Genomic DNA, 16253 nt, shown 5'->3' with positions numbered 1-16253 from the left:
AAATGCAAAAGGGCGCTCGAAAGCGCCCTTTCTCTTTGGGTTTTAGACGTCTCAGTCTTTCAGGCGACGGTTCCGTGCGGCCAAAAGTTTCAGGCGCAAGGCGTTGAGCTGAATAAAGCCCTGAGCGTCTTTTTGATCATAGGCGCCCGCGTCGTCTTCAAAGGTCACATGCGCTTCTGAGTAAAGCGACGCGTCCGACCAACGACCCACGGTAACTGCGGAGCCTTTGTAGAGTTTCAGACGCACAGTGCCGGACACATGTTCCTGAGATTTGTCGATGGCGGCCTGAAGCATTTCACGTTCCGGGCTGAACCAGAACCCATTATAAATCAGCTCGGCATAGCGCGGCATCAGGCTGTCTTTGAGGTGACCCGAGCCAGAATCGAGGGTGATTTGTTCAATGCCACGGTGTGCTTCCAAAAGGATCGTGCCGCCCGGAGTTTCGTACACGCCGCGCGATTTCATCCCAACAAAACGGTTTTCAACGAAATCCAAACGACCGATGCCGTGTTTGCGGCCATATTCGTTCAACTCTGTCAGGATCGTCGCCGGGCTCATTGCCACGCCATTGATCGCAACCGCATCGCCTTTTTCAAAGGTGACTTCGATGAATTCCGGCTCATCGGGCGCATCTTCGGGTTTCACGGTGCGCAGGTAGACGTAATCGGGTGCTTCCTGTGCCGGATCTTCCAACACGCGGCCTTCAGACGAGGTGTGCAACAGGTTGGCATCGACCGAGAACGGCGCTTCACCGCGTTTGTCTTTGGCGATCGGGATTTGGTTTTGTTCGGCAAATTCCAAAAGCTTGGTGCGCGAGGTCAAATCCCACTCCCGCCAAGGCGCGATCACTTTGATGTCGGGGTTGAGGGCGTAGGCGGAAAGTTCGAACCGCACTTGGTCGTTGCCCTTGCCGGTGGCCCCGTGCGCAACGGCATCCGCGCCGGTCATCTCAGCGATCTCAACAAGGCGTTTGGAGATCAGCGGACGGGCGATAGAAGTGCCGAGCAAATAGAGCCCCTCATAGACCGCATTGGCGCGGAACATCGGGAAAACAAAATCGCGCACGAACTCTTCACGGACATCTTCGATATAGATGTTCTCCGGCTTGATGCCGAGCATCTCCGCCTTTTTACGCGCGGGCTCCAATTCCTCTCCCTGACCGAGATCGGCGGTAAAGGTGACAACCTCACAGCCATATTCGGTCTGGAGCCACTTCAGAATGATCGACGTATCAAGACCGCCGGAATAGGCAAGAACGACTTTTTTGGGCGCAGACATGAGACTTTCCTTTTTCGGATATCGCACGGGCGAGTATCGGGTTTTTCGCCCAAGAGCAAGGTTTCGCACTCAGTTCACCGTCAGAATGCTTTAGCTTCGGCCCGAAAAGCCCTAAACCATCCCCAAACACAGTCTCAAAGGGCGATCATGACCGGATTTCAATTGTTCCAACACGCTATTTTGCGTGTGTTCCGCAATCTCGACGAAGCACTGGCCGTCTCGGGCCTCATTTGGATCGCCATCTTGGTTTGCCAAATTTTATCCTTCGGATCGTTGGATATGGAAGGCCTGGCGGAAAGTGACGTACCTATGGTGGACGGCACATCTCTTTTCCTCATTCTTTTGTCCAATGTTGTGATGGCGATCGGTTCCTGCTGGGTCGCGGTCGAGTGGCACCGTTATGTACTTGAGGGCAGGCGCCCGACATCCGCGTTTCCGTCGTGGAGCGGCTCGCGCGTTTGGGGGTATTTTGGTCTGTCTTTGCTGATCGGCCTGTTGATTGGACTTTTTGTTGGTGTTTTGGCCGCATTCTTGGTGTCGATTTTGGGATCGCAAGGTGCTATGGTCCTCGGCGGCTTGTTCCTTATGGTCGTGATCGGTCTGCCAGCAATCTATGGCTTTTTGCGCGTGTCCCCAGTCCTTCCCGCGATCGCATTGGGCGGAAAAATGCGGTTTGCAGAGGCTTGGAGCGCCACCAAACCGCACAGCGCTACAATTTTGCAGGCAGCCATCCTGTCGATCGTAAGTCTGGTCGCGCTGCAGATTATTGGTATGCTTTTTGGCAGCGGATTGTTTGGGCTGATTTACGAATTGGTCACAGGGTGGATCGTTTTGATGGTGAACGTCAGCCTTTTGTCCTCAATTTACGAGATTTCCTTTCGAGGGCGCTTCAATGACTGATTGGACCAATTTTGCAGATAAGGCGCGGGGGGCCGAAGCTCGTGTGAGACGCCTGTTTGAGCCAACGCCATGTTTGCGCAATGATCACCTCTCAGTGGCTTATGATTGTGACGTTTGGCTCAAACGCGAAGACCTCACGCCCGTGCGGTCTTATAAGTTGCGTGGCGCTTGGAATGCGATGGTCAAGGCGCGGGAAAATGATCCGAACATTTCGCTTTTTGTCTGTGCGTCTGCGGGCAATCATGCCCAAGGTGTCGCCTTTGCTTGTCGTGAATTTGGCGTGCGTGGTGTCATTTTTATGCCGGTGACCACGCCTCAGCAGAAAATTGACAAGACCCGAGTGTTCGGTGCGGATATGGTCGAAATCCGCTTGGTTGGAGACTATTTTGACGACACTTTAGAGGCTGCGCGCACCTATTGTGCAGAGGAGGCAGGGCATTTTCTTTCGCCTTTCAACGATGCGGATGTGATTGAGGGACAAGCCACTGTTGCGGTGGAATTTATGGCGCAAATGACACCGGATGTTGTTGTGCTGCCGGTTGGTGGTGGCGGTCTTTCGTCTGGCGTCCTGTCTTATCTCAAAGAGGTTGCGCCACAGGCTGAGGTCTATTTTGTTGAACCGGCCGGCGGACAATCTTTGGCCGCTGCTCTGGATGCGGGCGCATTGGTGACGCTGAAAAATGTTGATAGCTTTGTCGATGGTGCCGCTGTTGCTCGGATTGGGGAAATCCCATTTGACGTTCTCAAAGATGTGCCGAAGGATCACGTTTTATCTTGTCCAGAAGATCGAATTTGTTCGACGATGATCGAGATGCTGAACGTGGAGGGCGTTGTACTTGAACCAGCCGGCGCGCTTTCGATTGATGCGCTTTGGGACATCCGCGACCACATTCGGGGCAAGCGTGTCTTGTGCGTGACGTCTGGGGGAAACTTTGACTTTGAGCGGCTGCCGGAGGTCAAAGAGCGGGCTCAGCGGTTCCGCAACCTCAAGAAATATTTCATCTTGCGTATGCCGCAGCGCCCCGGCGCTTTGCGCGATTTTTTGGATATGCTTGGCCCACAGGACGACATCGCACGATTTGAGTATCTTAAAAAGTCTGCTCGAAATTTCGGCTCTGTCCTGATCGGAATTGAAACGACAGATTCAAGCAGCTTTGAACAGCTCTTTCAAAAGATGGACGATGCTGGTCTTGTTTATCGCGACATCACCAATGATCAGGCCTTGGCTGAATTCGTCCTTTGATCTCATGTCCTTACAAGACGACTTTTGCCACAAAGGCGTCGCGCGATTGCGCATAGGCGTCAAAAATTTGGCCGAGATCGACGGTTTTAGCATCGCCATTTCGCGCTGCACGCTCGCCTGCCGCGCAGAGGCTTGAAAACGCGGCAAACCCGAGGTTGAGTGAGCTGCCTTTGAGGAAATGTAAATCTTCCTCAACACTGGATTGGGTTGGATGACGCTTCATCCGCTCAATCACCTCATCCACCTCATCAAGAAAGAGATCAACGACCTCACGAAAGTCCTCAGCGCCAACTTCATCGCGCAGATCGTCCACTCGGCTCCAATCAATCATGACGCTCTCCTTTTTCCAACGCATGAGAGTAGAAAAACCTTACCTTTACGTAAGCGTGTCTCAATGATTCCAGAAAATTTTAGATTTAAGGCTGCATTAAACCGCAAGGCGCATTGTCCGATCAAAGCACGTCTTTTAAGGATTCTGATTTTGGCCATCGCACAAGAAAAACAAGCCTATCTTCAAGCTGTGCCAGAGCGTGGCGTGGTCAATAACGTGTTGATTGTTGATGATTCCCGAGCTCAGAGAAGAATTCTGTCTTCCTATCTCGGGCGCTGGGGATACACCGTTTTCGAAGCCGGTTCTGGCGAGGAAGCGATGGACGTCTGTCAAAGCGAAAGCATTGACTTGATCGTTTCCGACTGGATGATGCCCGGTATGGGCGGCTTGGAATTTTGTCAATTATTTCGGCAACTTGATCGGATCAACTATGGGTATTTCATCCTGTTGACCTCGAAATCCGATAAGACTGAAGTTGCACAGGGTTTGGATGTTGGGGCTGATGACTTTCTGACCAAACCAGTTGCCGGGGACGAATTGCTTGCGCGTATTCGGGCCGGGGAGCGCATCTTGCGGATGGAGCGCGAACTGACAGAAAAGAACCGACTGGTCAGTTCAACATTGAAAGAAATATCTGAACTTTATGATTCCCTTGATCGCGACCTGGTCGAAGCGCGAAAGTTGCAGCAATCGTTGGTGCGGGAGCGATTTCATGATTTTGAGACGGCTCAAATATCACTTCTTTTACGCCCCAGCGGCCATGTGGGCGGTGATCTTGTTGGATTTTTCCCAATCAATGAGCGGCAATTTGGCGTTTTTTCGATTGATGTTTCCGGCCATGGGATCGCATCGGCTTTGATGACCGCACGGCTTGCCGCTTATCTTACGGGCTCCACATCCGAACAAAATCTTGCAATTCGATCTGACGACAATGGCGGATACATTGCGGCCAGCCCGTCTGAGGCGGCCATGGCCCTCAATCGTCTGATGTTGGAGGAAATGGAAACGGATCTCTATTTCACCATGATCCTTGGTCATTTTGATCGGTTCAGCGGCGAATTTGTTATGACGCAATGCGGTCATCCCCACCCGATTGTGCAGCGCTCCAATGGGGATATATCCTTTTTTGGTGATGGTGGATTGCCGGTTGGTCTGATCCCCTTCGCCACTTACGAGGATGTTCGCATGACACTGTCGCCGGGCGATCGGATTTTGTTGTTTTCCGATGGGGTGACGGAGTGCCCCGATGGCGGTGATGGTATGCTTGGCGAAGAGGGATTGGTCGAAATGTGCAAAAAGGTTTCGACTGAAACGGGCAACGCGTTCTTTGACACGTTCCTTTGGGATTTGAACGACTTTAACAACGATCAGGATTTCCCTGACGACATCTCTGCTATTCTTCTCGAATACCCGGGGCAGGTCTCTAAAGCCTAGTGTTCAGAAAGTCACGTTCGCCGCGATTTTCTAACAAGATTGCGGCCTCTTCAGGTGAAACCCAATGTGCGGAGTGGTCTGGTTCGAGAGGTTCGGAAAGCCGTCTGACGGGAAAGGCCCGGTATATACGGCAAATTTTTTCCGCCCACATGTCATATTCGGGCATATACACGAAACGCCGAAAAGACCCTATCAATCTTGGGGATGCTATACGCCAACCGGTTTCCTCAAAAACCTCTCTATGAAGTGCTGCAATAGGGCTTTCCCCCGGATCAACACCGCCGCCGGGAAATTGAAACTCGTGATGAATGCCGCCTTGGTAGGTCAATAAAACACGTCCATTGCGTGGCAATAGGGCGTAAACACCGGGACGTGTACGGTAGGTTTGCCCTAAAACTTTCGATTCTCCGTAGCGCCGCATCGTGTTCCACCTTCCTTCGGCGGTTGTTCCACCTATATGAACACGATATGTCAGCGCCGAACCTCAAGGAAAGCACAAATGATCGGATCGAAAATCGCATGGGATGACACCGTTCTCCCGTTTCAACTGGATGCATCCGACATCCGGGGCCGTGTCGCGCGTCTTGACGGGGTCTTGGACCGCGTTTTGTTGCAGCACAATTATCCGCCTGAAATAGAAGCGCTGGTCGCTGAGATCGCGTTGCTGACCGCAATGATTGGTCAGACCATCAAATTGCGTTGGAAGCTCTCACTGCAGGTGCGTGGGGATGGCCCGGCTCGGCTGATCGCCACTGACTATTACGCGCCAGAAAAGGACGGTGCACCAGGGCGTATTCGGGCCTATGCATCCTATGATGCAGAGCGTCTTCAGCCCGGTGTTGATCCGTTTTCGCAAATTGGTAAGGGCTATTTTGCCATCCTAATTGATCAAGGCAGCGGAACGACACCGTATCAGGGCATCACGCCGATCGCCGGTGGATCTTTGTCTGCTTGTGCGGAAACTTATTTTGCTCAATCCGAACAATTGCCGACGCGGTTCTCAACGTCCTTTGGTAAATCGCGCCTGTCTGGCGAAACCGAGTCGTGGCGTGCGGGCGGTATTATGCTGCAAAAAATGCCAAAAGCTTCGCCTTTTGCCGCACCTTTGGAGGGGGCCGAAGATCAGAGCCTCTTGAAGCCCGCCGACATTCTGGCCGAGGATGATTTGGAAGATTGGAACCGTGCCAATATCCTTTTGAGCACGGTCGAGGAGATGGAGCTGATCGGTCCACGCGTTCAGCCCACTGATCTCCTCGTCCGCCTGTTCCACGAAGAGCGGCCTCGGGTTTTTGATCCGCAACCTGTCGCTTTCGGTTGTAACTGCTCCGAGGATCGTGTGCGCAACAGCCTGTCGATGTACTCTGCAAAGGACATTCGACATATGACGACGGAGGAGGGCACTGTGACCGCAGATTGCCAATTCTGCGGCGCGCATTATGTGCTCGATCCTAAAACAGTTGGCTTCGATGCGGAGGTTAAGCCGGATGGAAACACCGATTGATCGGACCACACTTGAGGCGGCGCTCCATATCTCTGGTGCGCCGTCGTCAGATTTCGATCTGAACCCGGATTTTTCGGACGCTGTGACGGGTGACTTGCGGGCGGCCGGTGTGTTGATCCCCATTATGGACCACCCAAATGGGCCAAGACTTGTGTTGACCAAGCGTTCATCCGCACTCAAACATCACCCGGGCCAAATTGCATTTCCGGGCGGGCGGGTGGACCCAACGGATACGGACCCGATTGACGCAGCCCTTCGCGAGGCCGAAGAAGAAATTGGTTTGCCGCGACAGAGTGTTGATGTCATCGGCACTCTTCCCACCCATGAAACCGTGACGCGATTTCAGATGTACCCTGTTTTAGGCTGGATTAGAGACGATTTTACGCCCATTGCTGAGCCGGGCGAAGTTTCTGAAATCTTCACTGTTCCCATGAGCCACGTCCTCAACCCAGACAATTTTAATGTACAGTCGCGTCTATGGCGCGGACAAAAACGATCCTTTTTCACTGTGCCTTACGGCCCTTACTACATCTGGGGCGCTACAGCGCGCATTTTGCGCGGGTTGGCGGATCGGGTGCAATTGTGACCAGGCTCACGGCCTCTTGGCTCAACAGTACAGGGGCGCGTCAAGTGATGGCCCTCTTCTCCGAAATTGACGAGGTTGCGTATTTTGTTGGAGGTTGTGTCAGGAACAGTCTGCTTGATGTTCCAGTCAGCGACCTGGACATTTCGACACCGGTGCGACCCGAACTCACTCTAAAACTGGCGAAAGATGCTGGACTGAAAGCCATTCCAACCGGGATTGAGCATGGCACGGTCACTGTGATCGCGGATGGCGAACCGTTTGAGATCACAACATTCCGCAAGGATGTGGAGACAGACGGTCGGCGTGCTGTGGTCGCATTTTCAACCCATATGGAAGATGATGCGCGGCGACGCGATTTCACGATGAATGCCATATATGCCGATGCGTCAGGAGAGATTATTGACCCGCTTGGCGGGTTGCCGGATCTACGCGCCGGTCGCGTCCGTTTTATTGATGATCCTCATCTTCGGATCAAAGAGGACTATCTTCGTATTCTTAGGTTCTTTCGGTTCTATGCGTGGTATGGCGATCATTCTGCCGGATTAGACCCTGATGGCTTGGCAGCCTGCGCGTCACATCTTGATGGATTGGCAACACTGTCGCGGGAACGTGTGGGGGCGGAATTCATCAAATTGCTGTCTGCCCTGTCGCCTGATCAAGCCATTGGCGCGATGGATCAATCCGGCGTTTTGAATGCCCTTCTGCCGGGCGCATCGACAAAGGCATTTTTTCTTTTGACCGCTTTTGAGACACGTCCAAACCCGATCTTACGCCTTGCGGCGCTGGGCAACTTTGATGTGAGCGAACTTTTGAGGTTGTCCAAGGTGCAATGTCGAGAATATGACACTTATCGAGATCTTGCGGCCGGAACAAAGAGGCTTGCAGAAATTGCCTATCGTGAAACTGCAGATGTGGCGCGCGCGGTTGCATGTCTTCGATCTGCGTTCTTTGAACAGCCGGTCTCACCGGATGTGGAGGCGGACATTGCCAAAGGCGACAGGGCTCGGTTTCCTATCAGTGCGGCAGATTTGATGCCAGAAATGAGAGGGCCCGCGCTTGGCTCTGCGTTGAAAACAGCGGAACAGGCGTGGATTGAAAGTGGATTTACGCTCGATAGGCATGCTTTGATTACGCGGGCAAAAGGTGAGTGATATGACGCAGTTCGAAGTTATCCGGCTTGGACATAAAGGCGATGGAATCACCAGAGACGGCGTGTTTGTGCCAAATGCGCTTCCGGGTGAGATTGTAGAGGGTGACGCTGAAAATGACCGGGTGATGAATGGTCGGATCATCACGCCATCTCCTGCACGTGTCGCGCCTGCCTGTCGCCACTACAAGACGTGCGGTGGTTGCGCGCTTCAACATGCCTCAGACGAATTTGTTGCCGACTGGAAGCGTGAAATCGTTGCAACTGCCCTCAAAAATCACGGTATTTCGGCTGGGTTAGAGACGATTTATACATCCCCCTCCCGCAGTCGAAGGCGCGCAGTGTTTCATGGACGACGGACAAAAAAGAGTGTCATGGTCGGGCTGTATGGCCGCGCTTCTGGCAGCTTGGTTCCGGTGTCTGACTGCATTCTGATGACCCCGGAAATCATGTCGGCTTATGGTGCGCTTGAACGGTTGGTTCAACTTGGGGCCTCGCGCCGTGGCGAAATGAACCTCGCGGTGATCGCCACGCAAACCGGTCTTGATGTGTCCGTGGAGAATGGCAAGCCGCTCGATATGGATCTGAGGATTGAGCTTGGCCAAGTCGTGCGTGATCAACGGTTTTCACGCCTGTCATGGAATGGCGAAGATGTTGCGGGCGAAGCGCCAGCCTATCTGCGTTTTGGCAAAGCACGGGTCGTACCGCCCGCCGGTGCGTTTCTTCAAGCAACGGCAGCAGGTGAGGCAGCACTTGTGCACGCAATGCGCCGAGCTGTCGGAGATGCACAGCGCGTCATTGATCTTTTCGCGGGGTGCGGGACGTTTTCCTTGCCTTGCGCGGAGACAGCTGAGGTTCATGCCGTGGAAAGCGTGAGTGAGATGCTTGACGCGTTGAACAAAGGGTGGCGACAGGCCGACGGTCTCAAACGCGTGACGGTTGAGACTCGCGACTTGTTTCGACAACCGATTCGGGCCGACGAACTCAATCGGTTCGATGCGGCGATCATTGATCCACCACGACCGGGGGCTGCTGCACAGTGTGATGAGATCGCGAAAAGTGCGCTGAAAACCATTGGTTTCGTGTCCTGCAACCCGATCACATTCGCGCGAGACGCCAAAACACTGACCGATGCAGGCTTTGTTTTGGACTGGATTGAGGTGATTGATCAGTTTCGCTGGTCGACTCACGTCGAAATCGCAGCGCGATTCCTGCGCGTTTAGAGCAATCAAATCATTGGCCTGATCAGCCAAATCGGTGTATCCAGCGGAAAACACAAATCGAGTAGACCCAATGGATCGGCGAACTTTTCTAGCATCAACTGTGGCAGCCATTGTGCTGCCATTCGGCGTTTTGGCGCGTGAGCTCAGGGCCTATTCCGGGCCCGCAGTCACTCGAATTGTGATCTACAAGGGACGCCGCAGAATGTATCTTATGAGCGGTGAAAAGGTGCTCAAGAAATACAAAATTGGACTGGGCGGAAATCCGATTGGACCCAAGCAATTCGAGGGTGATGGCAAGACCCCGGAAGGCAGCTATATCGTAGATCGGCGGAACCCGAACTCAGCCTATCATCTGTCTCTGGGGATTTCTTACCCAAACCAAATTGATGCCGAGAATGCCGCGTTGATGGGGCGGCGTCCGGGCGGGGACATTTTCATTCACGGAAGGGCAGGCGAAAACCGAGGCAAAGGCCGTGATTGGACGGCGGGCTGTATCTCGGTTTCCGATCGCAACATTGAGAAGATCTACATGATGGTGCAAGATGGCACTCAAGTAGATATTTTCCCGTAATTTCAGGTCATTAGAGGCCTGAAAATTGGGACGGGTTGGCCCCGATCAATAGGGTCCACCACAATTTCCCATTGTCTTCTTGATACCAGGCAAAGCCAATATCTGTAGCGCGCGGATCAAGAATGATATCGCGCGTGTCGGACTGCTCCATCCATGCGGACAGAGTTTCAAGTTCGGTTTCGTAAGTCTCCGAAATATTCTCACCAATCATCAAGCCCGTGTAGCCGGAGCGGTTGACGCGATCGAGCGGCGAGGAGCCGTCAGAGCCGAAATGCCAGGGACGGTTTTGGACGTGCATGTCACGCGAATGAGTCGCCGCGGCAGCATTGAGATTGGCATTGAGTTGAACGGGGGAGGTCCCGGCGGCGGCACGCAGTGCGTTGATTGAATCAAGGATGTGATATTGAATCTTCGCTTCATCCCGAGCATGGATTCGATAGAGGCGCGGCAAGGGCTTGCCATCTGGCCCAAGACGTTCGGTCGGCGCGTCGCAGGCGGAGAGACCAATAAGGGCCATCATGAGGACAGCAATAATGCGAGACATTCAGACACTCCAAAAACTGTGTTCTGATGACGTAGACCCTTTGATTGCCGGGATCAAATCCTGTTCGCGACTTTTTGCCATGAATGATTGTTTGATTTGCGACTGAGGCAATCGCGCCATATAAAGGCTGAGTACCCGCTTTCACATTCATGACTGGCTTCGTTCAATGAGCAAACTTTCGGCCCTCAAGGTCTCCCGCCGCGCATTTGTTGCAGGTTCCTCTGCTGTTTTGGCACTGCCTGCTTTGGCACAAACCGATAACACCACAGAGATCGAAGGCGACATCTCAACCGTTGTACGTCGCAACATCTCAAGTTTCCGCTCGCTCGATTGGCAGCCCTATTTCAGCAACCTCAGCAATGGCGCCATCCTTGTGGATACCACGTCGCGGGCGTTGCATTTTTGGAGCGAAGACCAGTCGATCTATAAACTCTACCCAACGTCGGTTCCGTTGACAGAGGATCTGACCCGTCGCGGCCGCACTGAGATTATTCGCAAAGTCGAAGGACCGAGCTGGTCTCCAACGCCGGCTATGAGAGTTCGTAACCCTGAGTGGCCGGAGTTTGTTGGGCCAGGTCCAAATAATCCGCTCGGCACGCACGCGCTTTACCTATCTTGGCAATATTACCGAATCCATGGCACCCACGACACGCGAAAAATTGGTCGTCGGTCGTCGAATGGCTGCATCGGCTTATACAACGAGCACATTGCGGAGTTGTATGGTTTGACAAAAGTAGGTACGCAGGTGTTGCTAATTTGACGACAAGCCGACCGAAATATGGTTCCTCTGTGATCGAGGAATTGATTTTCCCCGAATTTGGCGTCAAGACGAGTACTGTGTAACAAACCTGACCTGCCAATGCAGGGATCATGGAGGAATGAAAATGAAAAAATTTGCTGCTGCTGCCGTTTTTGCTCTGGCTGGCACCGCCTCTTTCGCTGGCGGCTACTCTGAGCCGGTTATCGAAGCTCCCGTCATCGTGGAAGAAACTTCTTCCTCGTCCGCCGGTGGTTACGTTGTACCGTTGCTGATCTTGGCACTCGTTGCCGCTGCTGTTGCTGCTGACTAATCGTCTCGCGACAGTTACTAATTTTAAAGGGCAGCTCATCGAGCTGCCCTTTTCATTTTATAAAAGCGGTGGAGCTAAGGCTCTTTGAGCCCCGTCTAGATCCACCCGCTTAGATTTTTACGGATTTGATCCACAAGGGCCTTAATGTGCAAAGGCTCGGCGTTGAGGCACGGGATGTAGAGGAAATCCTCACCGCCCGCGTGTTCAAAGCTTTCTTTGATCTCTTCGTTGATTTCCTCGAGTGTCTCAATGCAATCGGCGGAAAACGCGGGTGCACACACGGCGATACGTTTGTTGCCAGCTTCGGCCTGACGCGCGACCTCTTCAACGGTGTAGGGTTGAAGCCACTCTTCAGGACCAAATTTCGATTGAAACGTCGTCATGATCTGCGTGTCATCCCAGCAGAGGCGCTCCTTCAGCAGTCGAGTGGTTTTGCGACACTGACAATGATAGGGGTCGCCCCCCTCTTTCAGGTAGCGCTCTGGCAGGCCATGATAAGAACAAATCAGGATATCCGGCTTTTTCTCCGCCGCCTCATAAGCGCGCTCAATGGATTGCGCGAGCGCATCAACATAGGCGGGATCATCGAAATAGGGTGGCACGGTCCGCGCGGCGGGTTGCCAGTTTTCTTCCATCAAGGCGCGGAAAAATTCGTCATTGGCGGTGGCGACGGTTGCCCCGGCGTATTGCGGGTAAAGCGGGAAAAACAGGATTTTGCTACAGCCCTCAGACGCGAGTTTTTGCACCTTTGATTTGGTGGATGGGTTGCCGTAGCGCATACAGAAATCAACCATCACCTCATCGCCAAACTCCTCGGCAAGCGCTGCTTTGATCGCTGCCGTTTGCTCTTTGGTGATGGTCATCAGCGGGCTTTCATTCGCCTCGTTGTTCCAAATCGACCGATACGCCGCACCGGATTTCGATGGTCTAAAGGTCAAAATGATGCCTTGAAGGATTGGTTGCCATTTCCATTTCGGATAGTCGATCACGCGCTGATCCGACAGGAACTCGTTCAAATATCGGCGCATTGACCAATAGTCTGTGGCGTCGGGCGTCCCCAAATTTGAGAGCAAGACCCCGATTTTTTGTTTCGGTACTTTGGGGTGGTCTGTTTGAGCGTGCATTGGACATGTGGCGTCTGCCGCATTTGAGTTCATCCGGCTTGGCTTCATAAGTCCCATGTGTTTGTCCTGATTGTTTGATTTTTTATAGGCTTAGGGCGGTCGGGTTTCGGGTCAAGAGTTGGCCTCTGTGGGCAGCTTAAATTCCTGCGCCTGAAGCGCGTCTGCCAGGCGGTGTTTGGCGGAGCCGGGCATCAGTGGTTTCGGCTGGCTTTCATCCGGGGCCCAGCCCGTGAGAAACACCAAATCAAAGGTCGCCACAAGCCGATCGTCTTGTACAAAATGAGTCTGATAGAGATGCTCAGTGAGATCAAAAAGCGCCTTTGGGCTTGGCGCCATGTGTCGTGCGCTCAGGGCATTGCTTTCGCCCATAGCGCGCAGATCGGTGACGAGTTTTTTCAGATCGGGATAGGTCACAGTGCGCGGACTTTTATCCGCCACGGGCAGAGCAAAAGAGGCGCGTTGCAATAGCGCACCCAGATCACGCAGCTCCCCCATCGGCAAAATGCGTGGCGACAGCCCACCCAAAAGCGCGGTTTCCGCCTGACCCAAACAGGCGCGCAATTCGTGCAGTGTTTGGTCGCCGAAAAAGGCCGCGATCATCAAGCCATCGGGTTTGAGCGCGCGATTGCACTGGATGAGCTGACCAACGGGATCATTAGCCCAATGCAGGGACATGGCGTGGATCACCAAATCATGCGCGCCCGGTTCCAAGTCGAGCACATCGTCATCGGCAATGACGCGTGCCTTGGGGAACCATTTTGACCACAGCTCGGGGAAACCGGTGACAATCGCTGGCGATGTAAACGGTTTATTAACCATGCTTAACCGATCTTCGATCTCAGCGCGGGCCTCTTCGTGCAAAAAGAAATCGCCCCCATGCGCAAAGCACGGGTGCGGTATCGAGACAGATGGTCCCGATGGATCAAAGGAACGGGGTCGGACATGGATATGCTTTCTTTACGGTCATGTTTCAAACCTGCGGGCAATGTAGGAAGTTGACGGGGAAATGCAAACACTGGCCAAGCTGATCTACCCGGCACAATGCCTCACCTGCGACGAAATGATCGAGGTGGCGCGTGGATTATGCCCAAAATGCTGGTCTCACACGCCGTTTATTGTCGATCCGCCCTGCGACGCTTGCGGCCGTCCTTTGATTGGTGAGGCGCAGGAGGGTGATCTTTGCGATGACTGTCGCGCCAATCCGCGTCTGTGGGATCGGGGGCGGGCCGCGATGTTATATGCGGAGAATGGCCGGTCGATGGTTTTGAAGTTTAAACATGGCGACCGCACCGATCTTGCGCGTTCTGCGGGGGCATGGCTGGCACAGGCGGCTACGCCTCTGGTGTGTGAGGATACGCTTGTGGCTCCGGTGCCTCTCCATTGGCTGCGCGTTCTTCAACGTCGTTATAATCAGTCCGCCTTGTTGGCGGCCCAAGTGTCGAAGCTTCATGGATTAGACTATTGTCCAGATCTATTGCGCCGACCTGTTGCGACTCGAAAATTGGATGGGATGACTGCCGATCAACGGCATGAAACCGTGTCGGGAGCGATCAAAGTCACGCCAAAGCGTGCCAAGCGGATTGCCGGTCGGCATGTGCTTTTGATCGACGATGTTATGACGACTGGCGCGACTTTGACGCAATGCGCACGCGTTTGTCTTGAGGCCGGTGCGTCCCATATTTCAATCGCGGTACTGGCCCGCGTTGCCAGAGAGGTCTAAATCCTTATAGTCGCCGAAAGATCAAAGGATTTCCCATGCAACCCGTCACGCTCTACACCACTCCGATTTGCCCCTATTGTATCGCGGCCAAGCGCCTGCTTGAAAGCAAAGGGGTCACATACACCGACATCAATGTGATGGCTGAGCCCAATCGTCGCGCCGAAATGATGCAAAAGGCCTATGGTCGCCACACCGTGCCGCAGATTTTTATCGGCGACACTCATGTCGGTGGTTGTGACGAGCTTCATGCCCTTGAACGTGCCGGTAAGCTCGACCCGCTTTTGGCGGATTAAGTCATGACCCGCGTCGGTCTTATCACACTCAACTCCTCTGACGATCCGCTTGCCAATCTTGCGATCACACAGCGCTATGTGACCCAGGCGGCAGAGGCGGGGGCGCAGATTGTGATGACGCCAGAGGTGACCAATTGTGTGTCAAGTTCGCGAGCGCATCAACGAGAGGTTTTGCGCACTGAATCTGAAGACCCAACCTTGGCTGGGCTGCGAGAAACGGCTAAATCCTGTCAGATTTGGCTCTTGATCGGCTCACTGGCGTTAAAGACCGATGATCCAGATGGGCGCTTTGCCAATCGCTCGTTTTTGATCACGCCTGAGGGGGAGATTGCCGCGTTCTACGACAAAATCCATATGTTTGACGTCGATGTCAGCGAAACGGAAACCTATCGGGAATCTGCCGGATATCGTCCGGGCAATCGCGCGGTTTTGGCGCAAACGGCGCTGGGCCGGATTGGTATGGCGATTTGCTATGATGTGCGCTTTCCTCAGCTGTTTCGCTCATTGGCGCAAGCCGGAGCGGACATCCTCACCGTGCCTGCGGCGTTCTCTGCGGTGACCGGGGTCGCGCATTGGGAAAGCCTGCTTAGAGCGCGGGCGATTGAAACCGGGTGTTTTGTTTTCGCTCCGGCGCAAACGGGGCAACACGTCGAAACCGCGGGGTCAACACGCCGCACCTATGGTCATTCGCTTGCCATTTCGCCCTGGGGGGAGGTGCTTTATGATGGCGGCGTTGAGCCGGGGTGGGATGTGATTGATATTGATATGGATGATGTTGCTCGTGCCAGATCGCGCATCCCCTCTTTGTCCCATGACCGTGACTTTGAGGTTCCGCAATGAGTGGTTCATCCAACAATGATTCGCTGTCTGTGGCGCTGTTTTCCGAAATTTTCATGGCGGATCAGCTGGCCCGAAACCGGCTGACCAAGGCGATGCCCAAAGGTATGGAAATCAGCCACTTTTCTGTGCTCAACCATCTTGCGCGCGCCAACGATGAAAGGTCTCCGGCGCAGCTTGCGCGGGCGTTTCACGTCACCCGTGGCGCGATGACCAACACGTTGAACAAACTTGAATGGGCGGGACATGTTCACATTCGCCCGGATTGGGACGATGCGCGCCGTAAATTCGTGTCGATTTCCCCTTCAGGTCGTGCGGCACGAGACGCAGCTTTGGCGGCGATTGCGCCGATCCTGTCTGATATTGTCGAGGCGATTGGCACTGAACGGGTCAAGGCCGCACTCCCCGTCTTGCGGGAAATGCGCATTCGTCTTGAGGAAGAACATTAGAC

The 16253-nt window shown here is 53.7% G+C and carries 20 protein-coding genes; 14 read left to right on the top strand and 6 right to left on the bottom strand.

The genetic code is table 11. The features are described from left to right. Positions 1-51: 51 nt before the first annotated feature. Positions 52-1278: an argininosuccinate synthase gene (locus DA792_RS16660; RefSeq protein ID WP_107721265.1), complete on the bottom strand. Its 1227-nt coding sequence runs from the start codon at positions 1276-1278 to the stop codon at positions 52-54. 147 nt (positions 1279-1425) lie between these two features. Between DA792_RS16660 and DA792_RS16655 the strand changes: the two genes are divergently transcribed. Together DA792_RS16655 and ilvA are read left to right on the top strand one after the other, a co-directional pair. After that, entirely contained in the window at positions 1426-2178 is a 753-nt protein-coding gene (locus tag DA792_RS16655; protein ID WP_107721263.1) for a hypothetical protein, read from the top strand. Then, positions 2171-3421 carry a threonine ammonia-lyase IlvA gene (gene ilvA / locus DA792_RS16650; RefSeq protein ID WP_107721261.1) on the top strand — a complete coding sequence of 417 codons (1251 nt, stop codon included), beginning with the start codon at positions 2171-2173 and terminating at the stop codon, positions 3419-3421. The genes DA792_RS16655 and ilvA overlap by 8 nt, the downstream gene beginning before the upstream one ends. Positions 3422-3431: 10 nt before the next feature. Here ilvA and DA792_RS16645 read toward each other — a convergent pair whose 3' ends face one another. Continuing rightward, on the bottom strand, positions 3432-3752 hold the full coding sequence (locus tag DA792_RS16645) for an Hpt domain-containing protein (RefSeq protein WP_107721257.1): 321 nt from the start codon (positions 3750-3752) through the stop codon (positions 3432-3434). 150 nt (positions 3753-3902) lie between these two features. Between DA792_RS16645 and DA792_RS16640 the strand changes: the two genes are divergently transcribed. After that, a complete protein-coding gene (locus DA792_RS16640) occupies positions 3903-5186 on the top strand; it encodes a PP2C family protein-serine/threonine phosphatase (RefSeq protein WP_107721254.1) in 1284 nt (427 codons plus the stop codon). On the opposite strand, the gene DA792_RS16635 is transcribed toward DA792_RS16640, so the two are convergent. Next, complete coding sequence (locus DA792_RS16635; RefSeq protein ID WP_107721252.1) at positions 5176-5607, bottom strand: NUDIX hydrolase; 432 nt, start codon at positions 5605-5607, stop codon at positions 5176-5178. The two genes, DA792_RS16640 and DA792_RS16635, sit on opposite strands and share 11 nt — an antisense overlap. Positions 5608-5685: 78 nt before the next feature. Between DA792_RS16635 and DA792_RS16630 the strand changes: the two genes are divergently transcribed. From DA792_RS16630 to DA792_RS16610, 5 genes are all read left to right on the top strand, one after another. Next, positions 5686-6687: an Hsp33 family molecular chaperone HslO gene (locus DA792_RS16630; protein ID WP_107721250.1), complete on the top strand. Its 1002-nt coding sequence runs from the start codon at positions 5686-5688 to the stop codon at positions 6685-6687. Next, entirely contained in the window at positions 6671-7273 is a 603-nt protein-coding gene (locus DA792_RS16625) for a CoA pyrophosphatase (protein ID WP_107721248.1), read from the top strand. Before DA792_RS16630 ends, DA792_RS16625 begins: the two co-directional genes overlap by 17 nt. 47 nt (positions 7274-7320) lie before the next feature. Beyond that, complete coding sequence (locus DA792_RS16620; RefSeq protein WP_107721246.1) at positions 7321-8424, top strand: CCA tRNA nucleotidyltransferase; 1104 nt, start codon at positions 7321-7323, stop codon at positions 8422-8424. A gap of 1 nt (position 8425) precedes the next feature. Continuing rightward, on the top strand, positions 8426-9643 hold the full coding sequence (locus tag DA792_RS16615) for a class I SAM-dependent RNA methyltransferase (protein WP_107721244.1): 1218 nt from the start codon (positions 8426-8428) through the stop codon (positions 9641-9643). Between the two features lie 70 nt (positions 9644-9713). Further along, positions 9714-10214 carry a L,D-transpeptidase family protein gene (locus DA792_RS16610; protein ID WP_107721242.1) on the top strand — a complete coding sequence of 167 codons (501 nt, stop codon included), beginning with the start codon at positions 9714-9716 and terminating at the stop codon, positions 10212-10214. Positions 10215-10224: 10 nt separating this feature from the next. On the opposite strand, the gene DA792_RS16605 is transcribed toward DA792_RS16610, so the two are convergent. Further along, positions 10225-10758, bottom strand: coding sequence for a CAP domain-containing protein (locus DA792_RS16605; RefSeq protein WP_199908084.1), 534 nt, complete (start codon positions 10756-10758; stop codon positions 10225-10227). Between the two features lie 166 nt (positions 10759-10924). On the opposite strand from DA792_RS16605, the gene DA792_RS16600 reads away from it, so the two are divergent. After that, the gene (locus DA792_RS16600; RefSeq protein WP_107721238.1) at positions 10925-11518 is read left to right on the top strand and encodes a L,D-transpeptidase; all 594 of its coding nucleotides are present in this window, start codon (positions 10925-10927) and stop codon (positions 11516-11518) included. A 124-nt stretch (positions 11519-11642) separates the two neighbouring features. Beyond that, complete coding sequence (locus DA792_RS16595; RefSeq protein ID WP_107722744.1) at positions 11643-11828, top strand: hypothetical protein; 186 nt, start codon at positions 11643-11645, stop codon at positions 11826-11828. 95 nt (positions 11829-11923) lie between these two features. On the opposite strand, the gene hemH is transcribed toward DA792_RS16595, so the two are convergent. Together hemH and DA792_RS16585 are read right to left on the bottom strand one after the other, a co-directional pair. Continuing rightward, a complete protein-coding gene (gene hemH / locus DA792_RS16590) occupies positions 11924-12985 on the bottom strand; it encodes a ferrochelatase (RefSeq protein ID WP_107721237.1) in 1062 nt (353 codons plus the stop codon). A gap of 78 nt (positions 12986-13063) precedes the next feature. Continuing rightward, positions 13064-13771, bottom strand: coding sequence for a methyltransferase domain-containing protein (locus DA792_RS16585; RefSeq protein WP_368074479.1), 708 nt, complete (start codon positions 13769-13771; stop codon positions 13064-13066). Positions 13772-13958: 187 nt separating this feature from the next. Here DA792_RS16585 and DA792_RS16580 point away from each other — a divergent pair, with 187 nt between their 5' ends. The 4 genes from DA792_RS16580 to DA792_RS16565 are packed head-to-tail and all read left to right on the top strand — an operon-like array spanning position 13959 to position 16251. After that, positions 13959-14672, top strand: coding sequence for a ComF family protein (locus DA792_RS16580; RefSeq protein WP_107721235.1), 714 nt, complete (start codon positions 13959-13961; stop codon positions 14670-14672). 35 nt (positions 14673-14707) lie between these two features. Next, a complete protein-coding gene (gene grxC, locus DA792_RS16575) occupies positions 14708-14965 on the top strand; it encodes a glutaredoxin 3 (RefSeq protein WP_107721233.1) in 258 nt (85 codons plus the stop codon). A 3-nt stretch (positions 14966-14968) separates the two neighbouring features. Further along, on the top strand, positions 14969-15805 hold the full coding sequence (locus tag DA792_RS16570; RefSeq protein ID WP_107721231.1) for a carbon-nitrogen hydrolase family protein: 837 nt from the start codon (positions 14969-14971) through the stop codon (positions 15803-15805). Beyond that, on the top strand, positions 15802-16251 hold the full coding sequence (locus tag DA792_RS16565) for a MarR family winged helix-turn-helix transcriptional regulator (RefSeq protein WP_107721229.1): 450 nt from the start codon (positions 15802-15804) through the stop codon (positions 16249-16251). Before DA792_RS16570 ends, DA792_RS16565 begins: the two co-directional genes overlap by 4 nt. Positions 16252-16253: the final 2 nt, after the last annotated feature.

The organism is Celeribacter baekdonensis, from assembly GCF_003047105.1.
GTDB lineage: Bacteria > Pseudomonadota > Alphaproteobacteria > Rhodobacterales > Rhodobacteraceae > Celeribacter > Celeribacter baekdonensis_B.
Note: the sequence above shows the minus strand (reverse complement) of the source record. Positions and strands in the feature narration are given on the sequence as shown.

Coding starts and splice junctions, on each gene's coding strand:
- DA792_RS16660 (WP_107721265.1), bottom strand. CDS start 1,278: ATGTCTGCGCCCAAAAAAGTCGTTCTTGCCTATTCCGGCGGTCTTGAT.
- DA792_RS16655 (WP_107721263.1), top strand. CDS start 1,426: ATGACCGGATTTCAATTGTTCCAACACGCTATTTTGCGTGTGTTCCGC.
- ilvA (WP_107721261.1), top strand. CDS start 2,171: ATGACTGATTGGACCAATTTTGCAGATAAGGCGCGGGGGGCCGAAGCT.
- DA792_RS16645 (WP_107721257.1), bottom strand. CDS start 3,752: ATGATTGATTGGAGCCGAGTGGACGATCTGCGCGATGAAGTTGGCGCT.
- DA792_RS16635 (WP_107721252.1), bottom strand. CDS start 5,607: ATGCGGCGCTACGGAGAATCGAAAGTTTTAGGGCAAACCTACCGTACA.
- DA792_RS16630 (WP_107721250.1), top strand. CDS start 5,686: ATGATCGGATCGAAAATCGCATGGGATGACACCGTTCTCCCGTTTCAA.
- DA792_RS16625 (WP_107721248.1), top strand. CDS start 6,671: ATGGAAACACCGATTGATCGGACCACACTTGAGGCGGCGCTCCATATC.
- DA792_RS16620 (WP_107721246.1), top strand. CDS start 7,321: ATGGCCCTCTTCTCCGAAATTGACGAGGTTGCGTATTTTGTTGGAGGT.
- DA792_RS16615 (WP_107721244.1), top strand. CDS start 8,426: ATGACGCAGTTCGAAGTTATCCGGCTTGGACATAAAGGCGATGGAATC.
- DA792_RS16610 (WP_107721242.1), top strand. CDS start 9,714: ATGGATCGGCGAACTTTTCTAGCATCAACTGTGGCAGCCATTGTGCTG.
- DA792_RS16605 (WP_199908084.1), bottom strand. CDS start 10,758: ATGTCTCGCATTATTGCTGTCCTCATGATGGCCCTTATTGGTCTCTCC.
- DA792_RS16600 (WP_107721238.1), top strand. CDS start 10,925: ATGAGCAAACTTTCGGCCCTCAAGGTCTCCCGCCGCGCATTTGTTGCA.
- DA792_RS16595 (WP_107722744.1), top strand. CDS start 11,643: ATGAAAAAATTTGCTGCTGCTGCCGTTTTTGCTCTGGCTGGCACCGCC.
- hemH (WP_107721237.1), bottom strand. CDS start 12,985: ATGAACTCAAATGCGGCAGACGCCACATGTCCAATGCACGCTCAAACA.
- DA792_RS16585 (WP_368074479.1), bottom strand. CDS start 13,771: ATGGTTAATAAACCGTTTACATCGCCAGCGATTGTCACCGGTTTCCCC.
- DA792_RS16580 (WP_107721235.1), top strand. CDS start 13,959: ATGCAAACACTGGCCAAGCTGATCTACCCGGCACAATGCCTCACCTGC.
- grxC (WP_107721233.1), top strand. CDS start 14,708: ATGCAACCCGTCACGCTCTACACCACTCCGATTTGCCCCTATTGTATC.
- DA792_RS16570 (WP_107721231.1), top strand. CDS start 14,969: ATGACCCGCGTCGGTCTTATCACACTCAACTCCTCTGACGATCCGCTT.
- DA792_RS16565 (WP_107721229.1), top strand. CDS start 15,802: ATGAGTGGTTCATCCAACAATGATTCGCTGTCTGTGGCGCTGTTTTCC.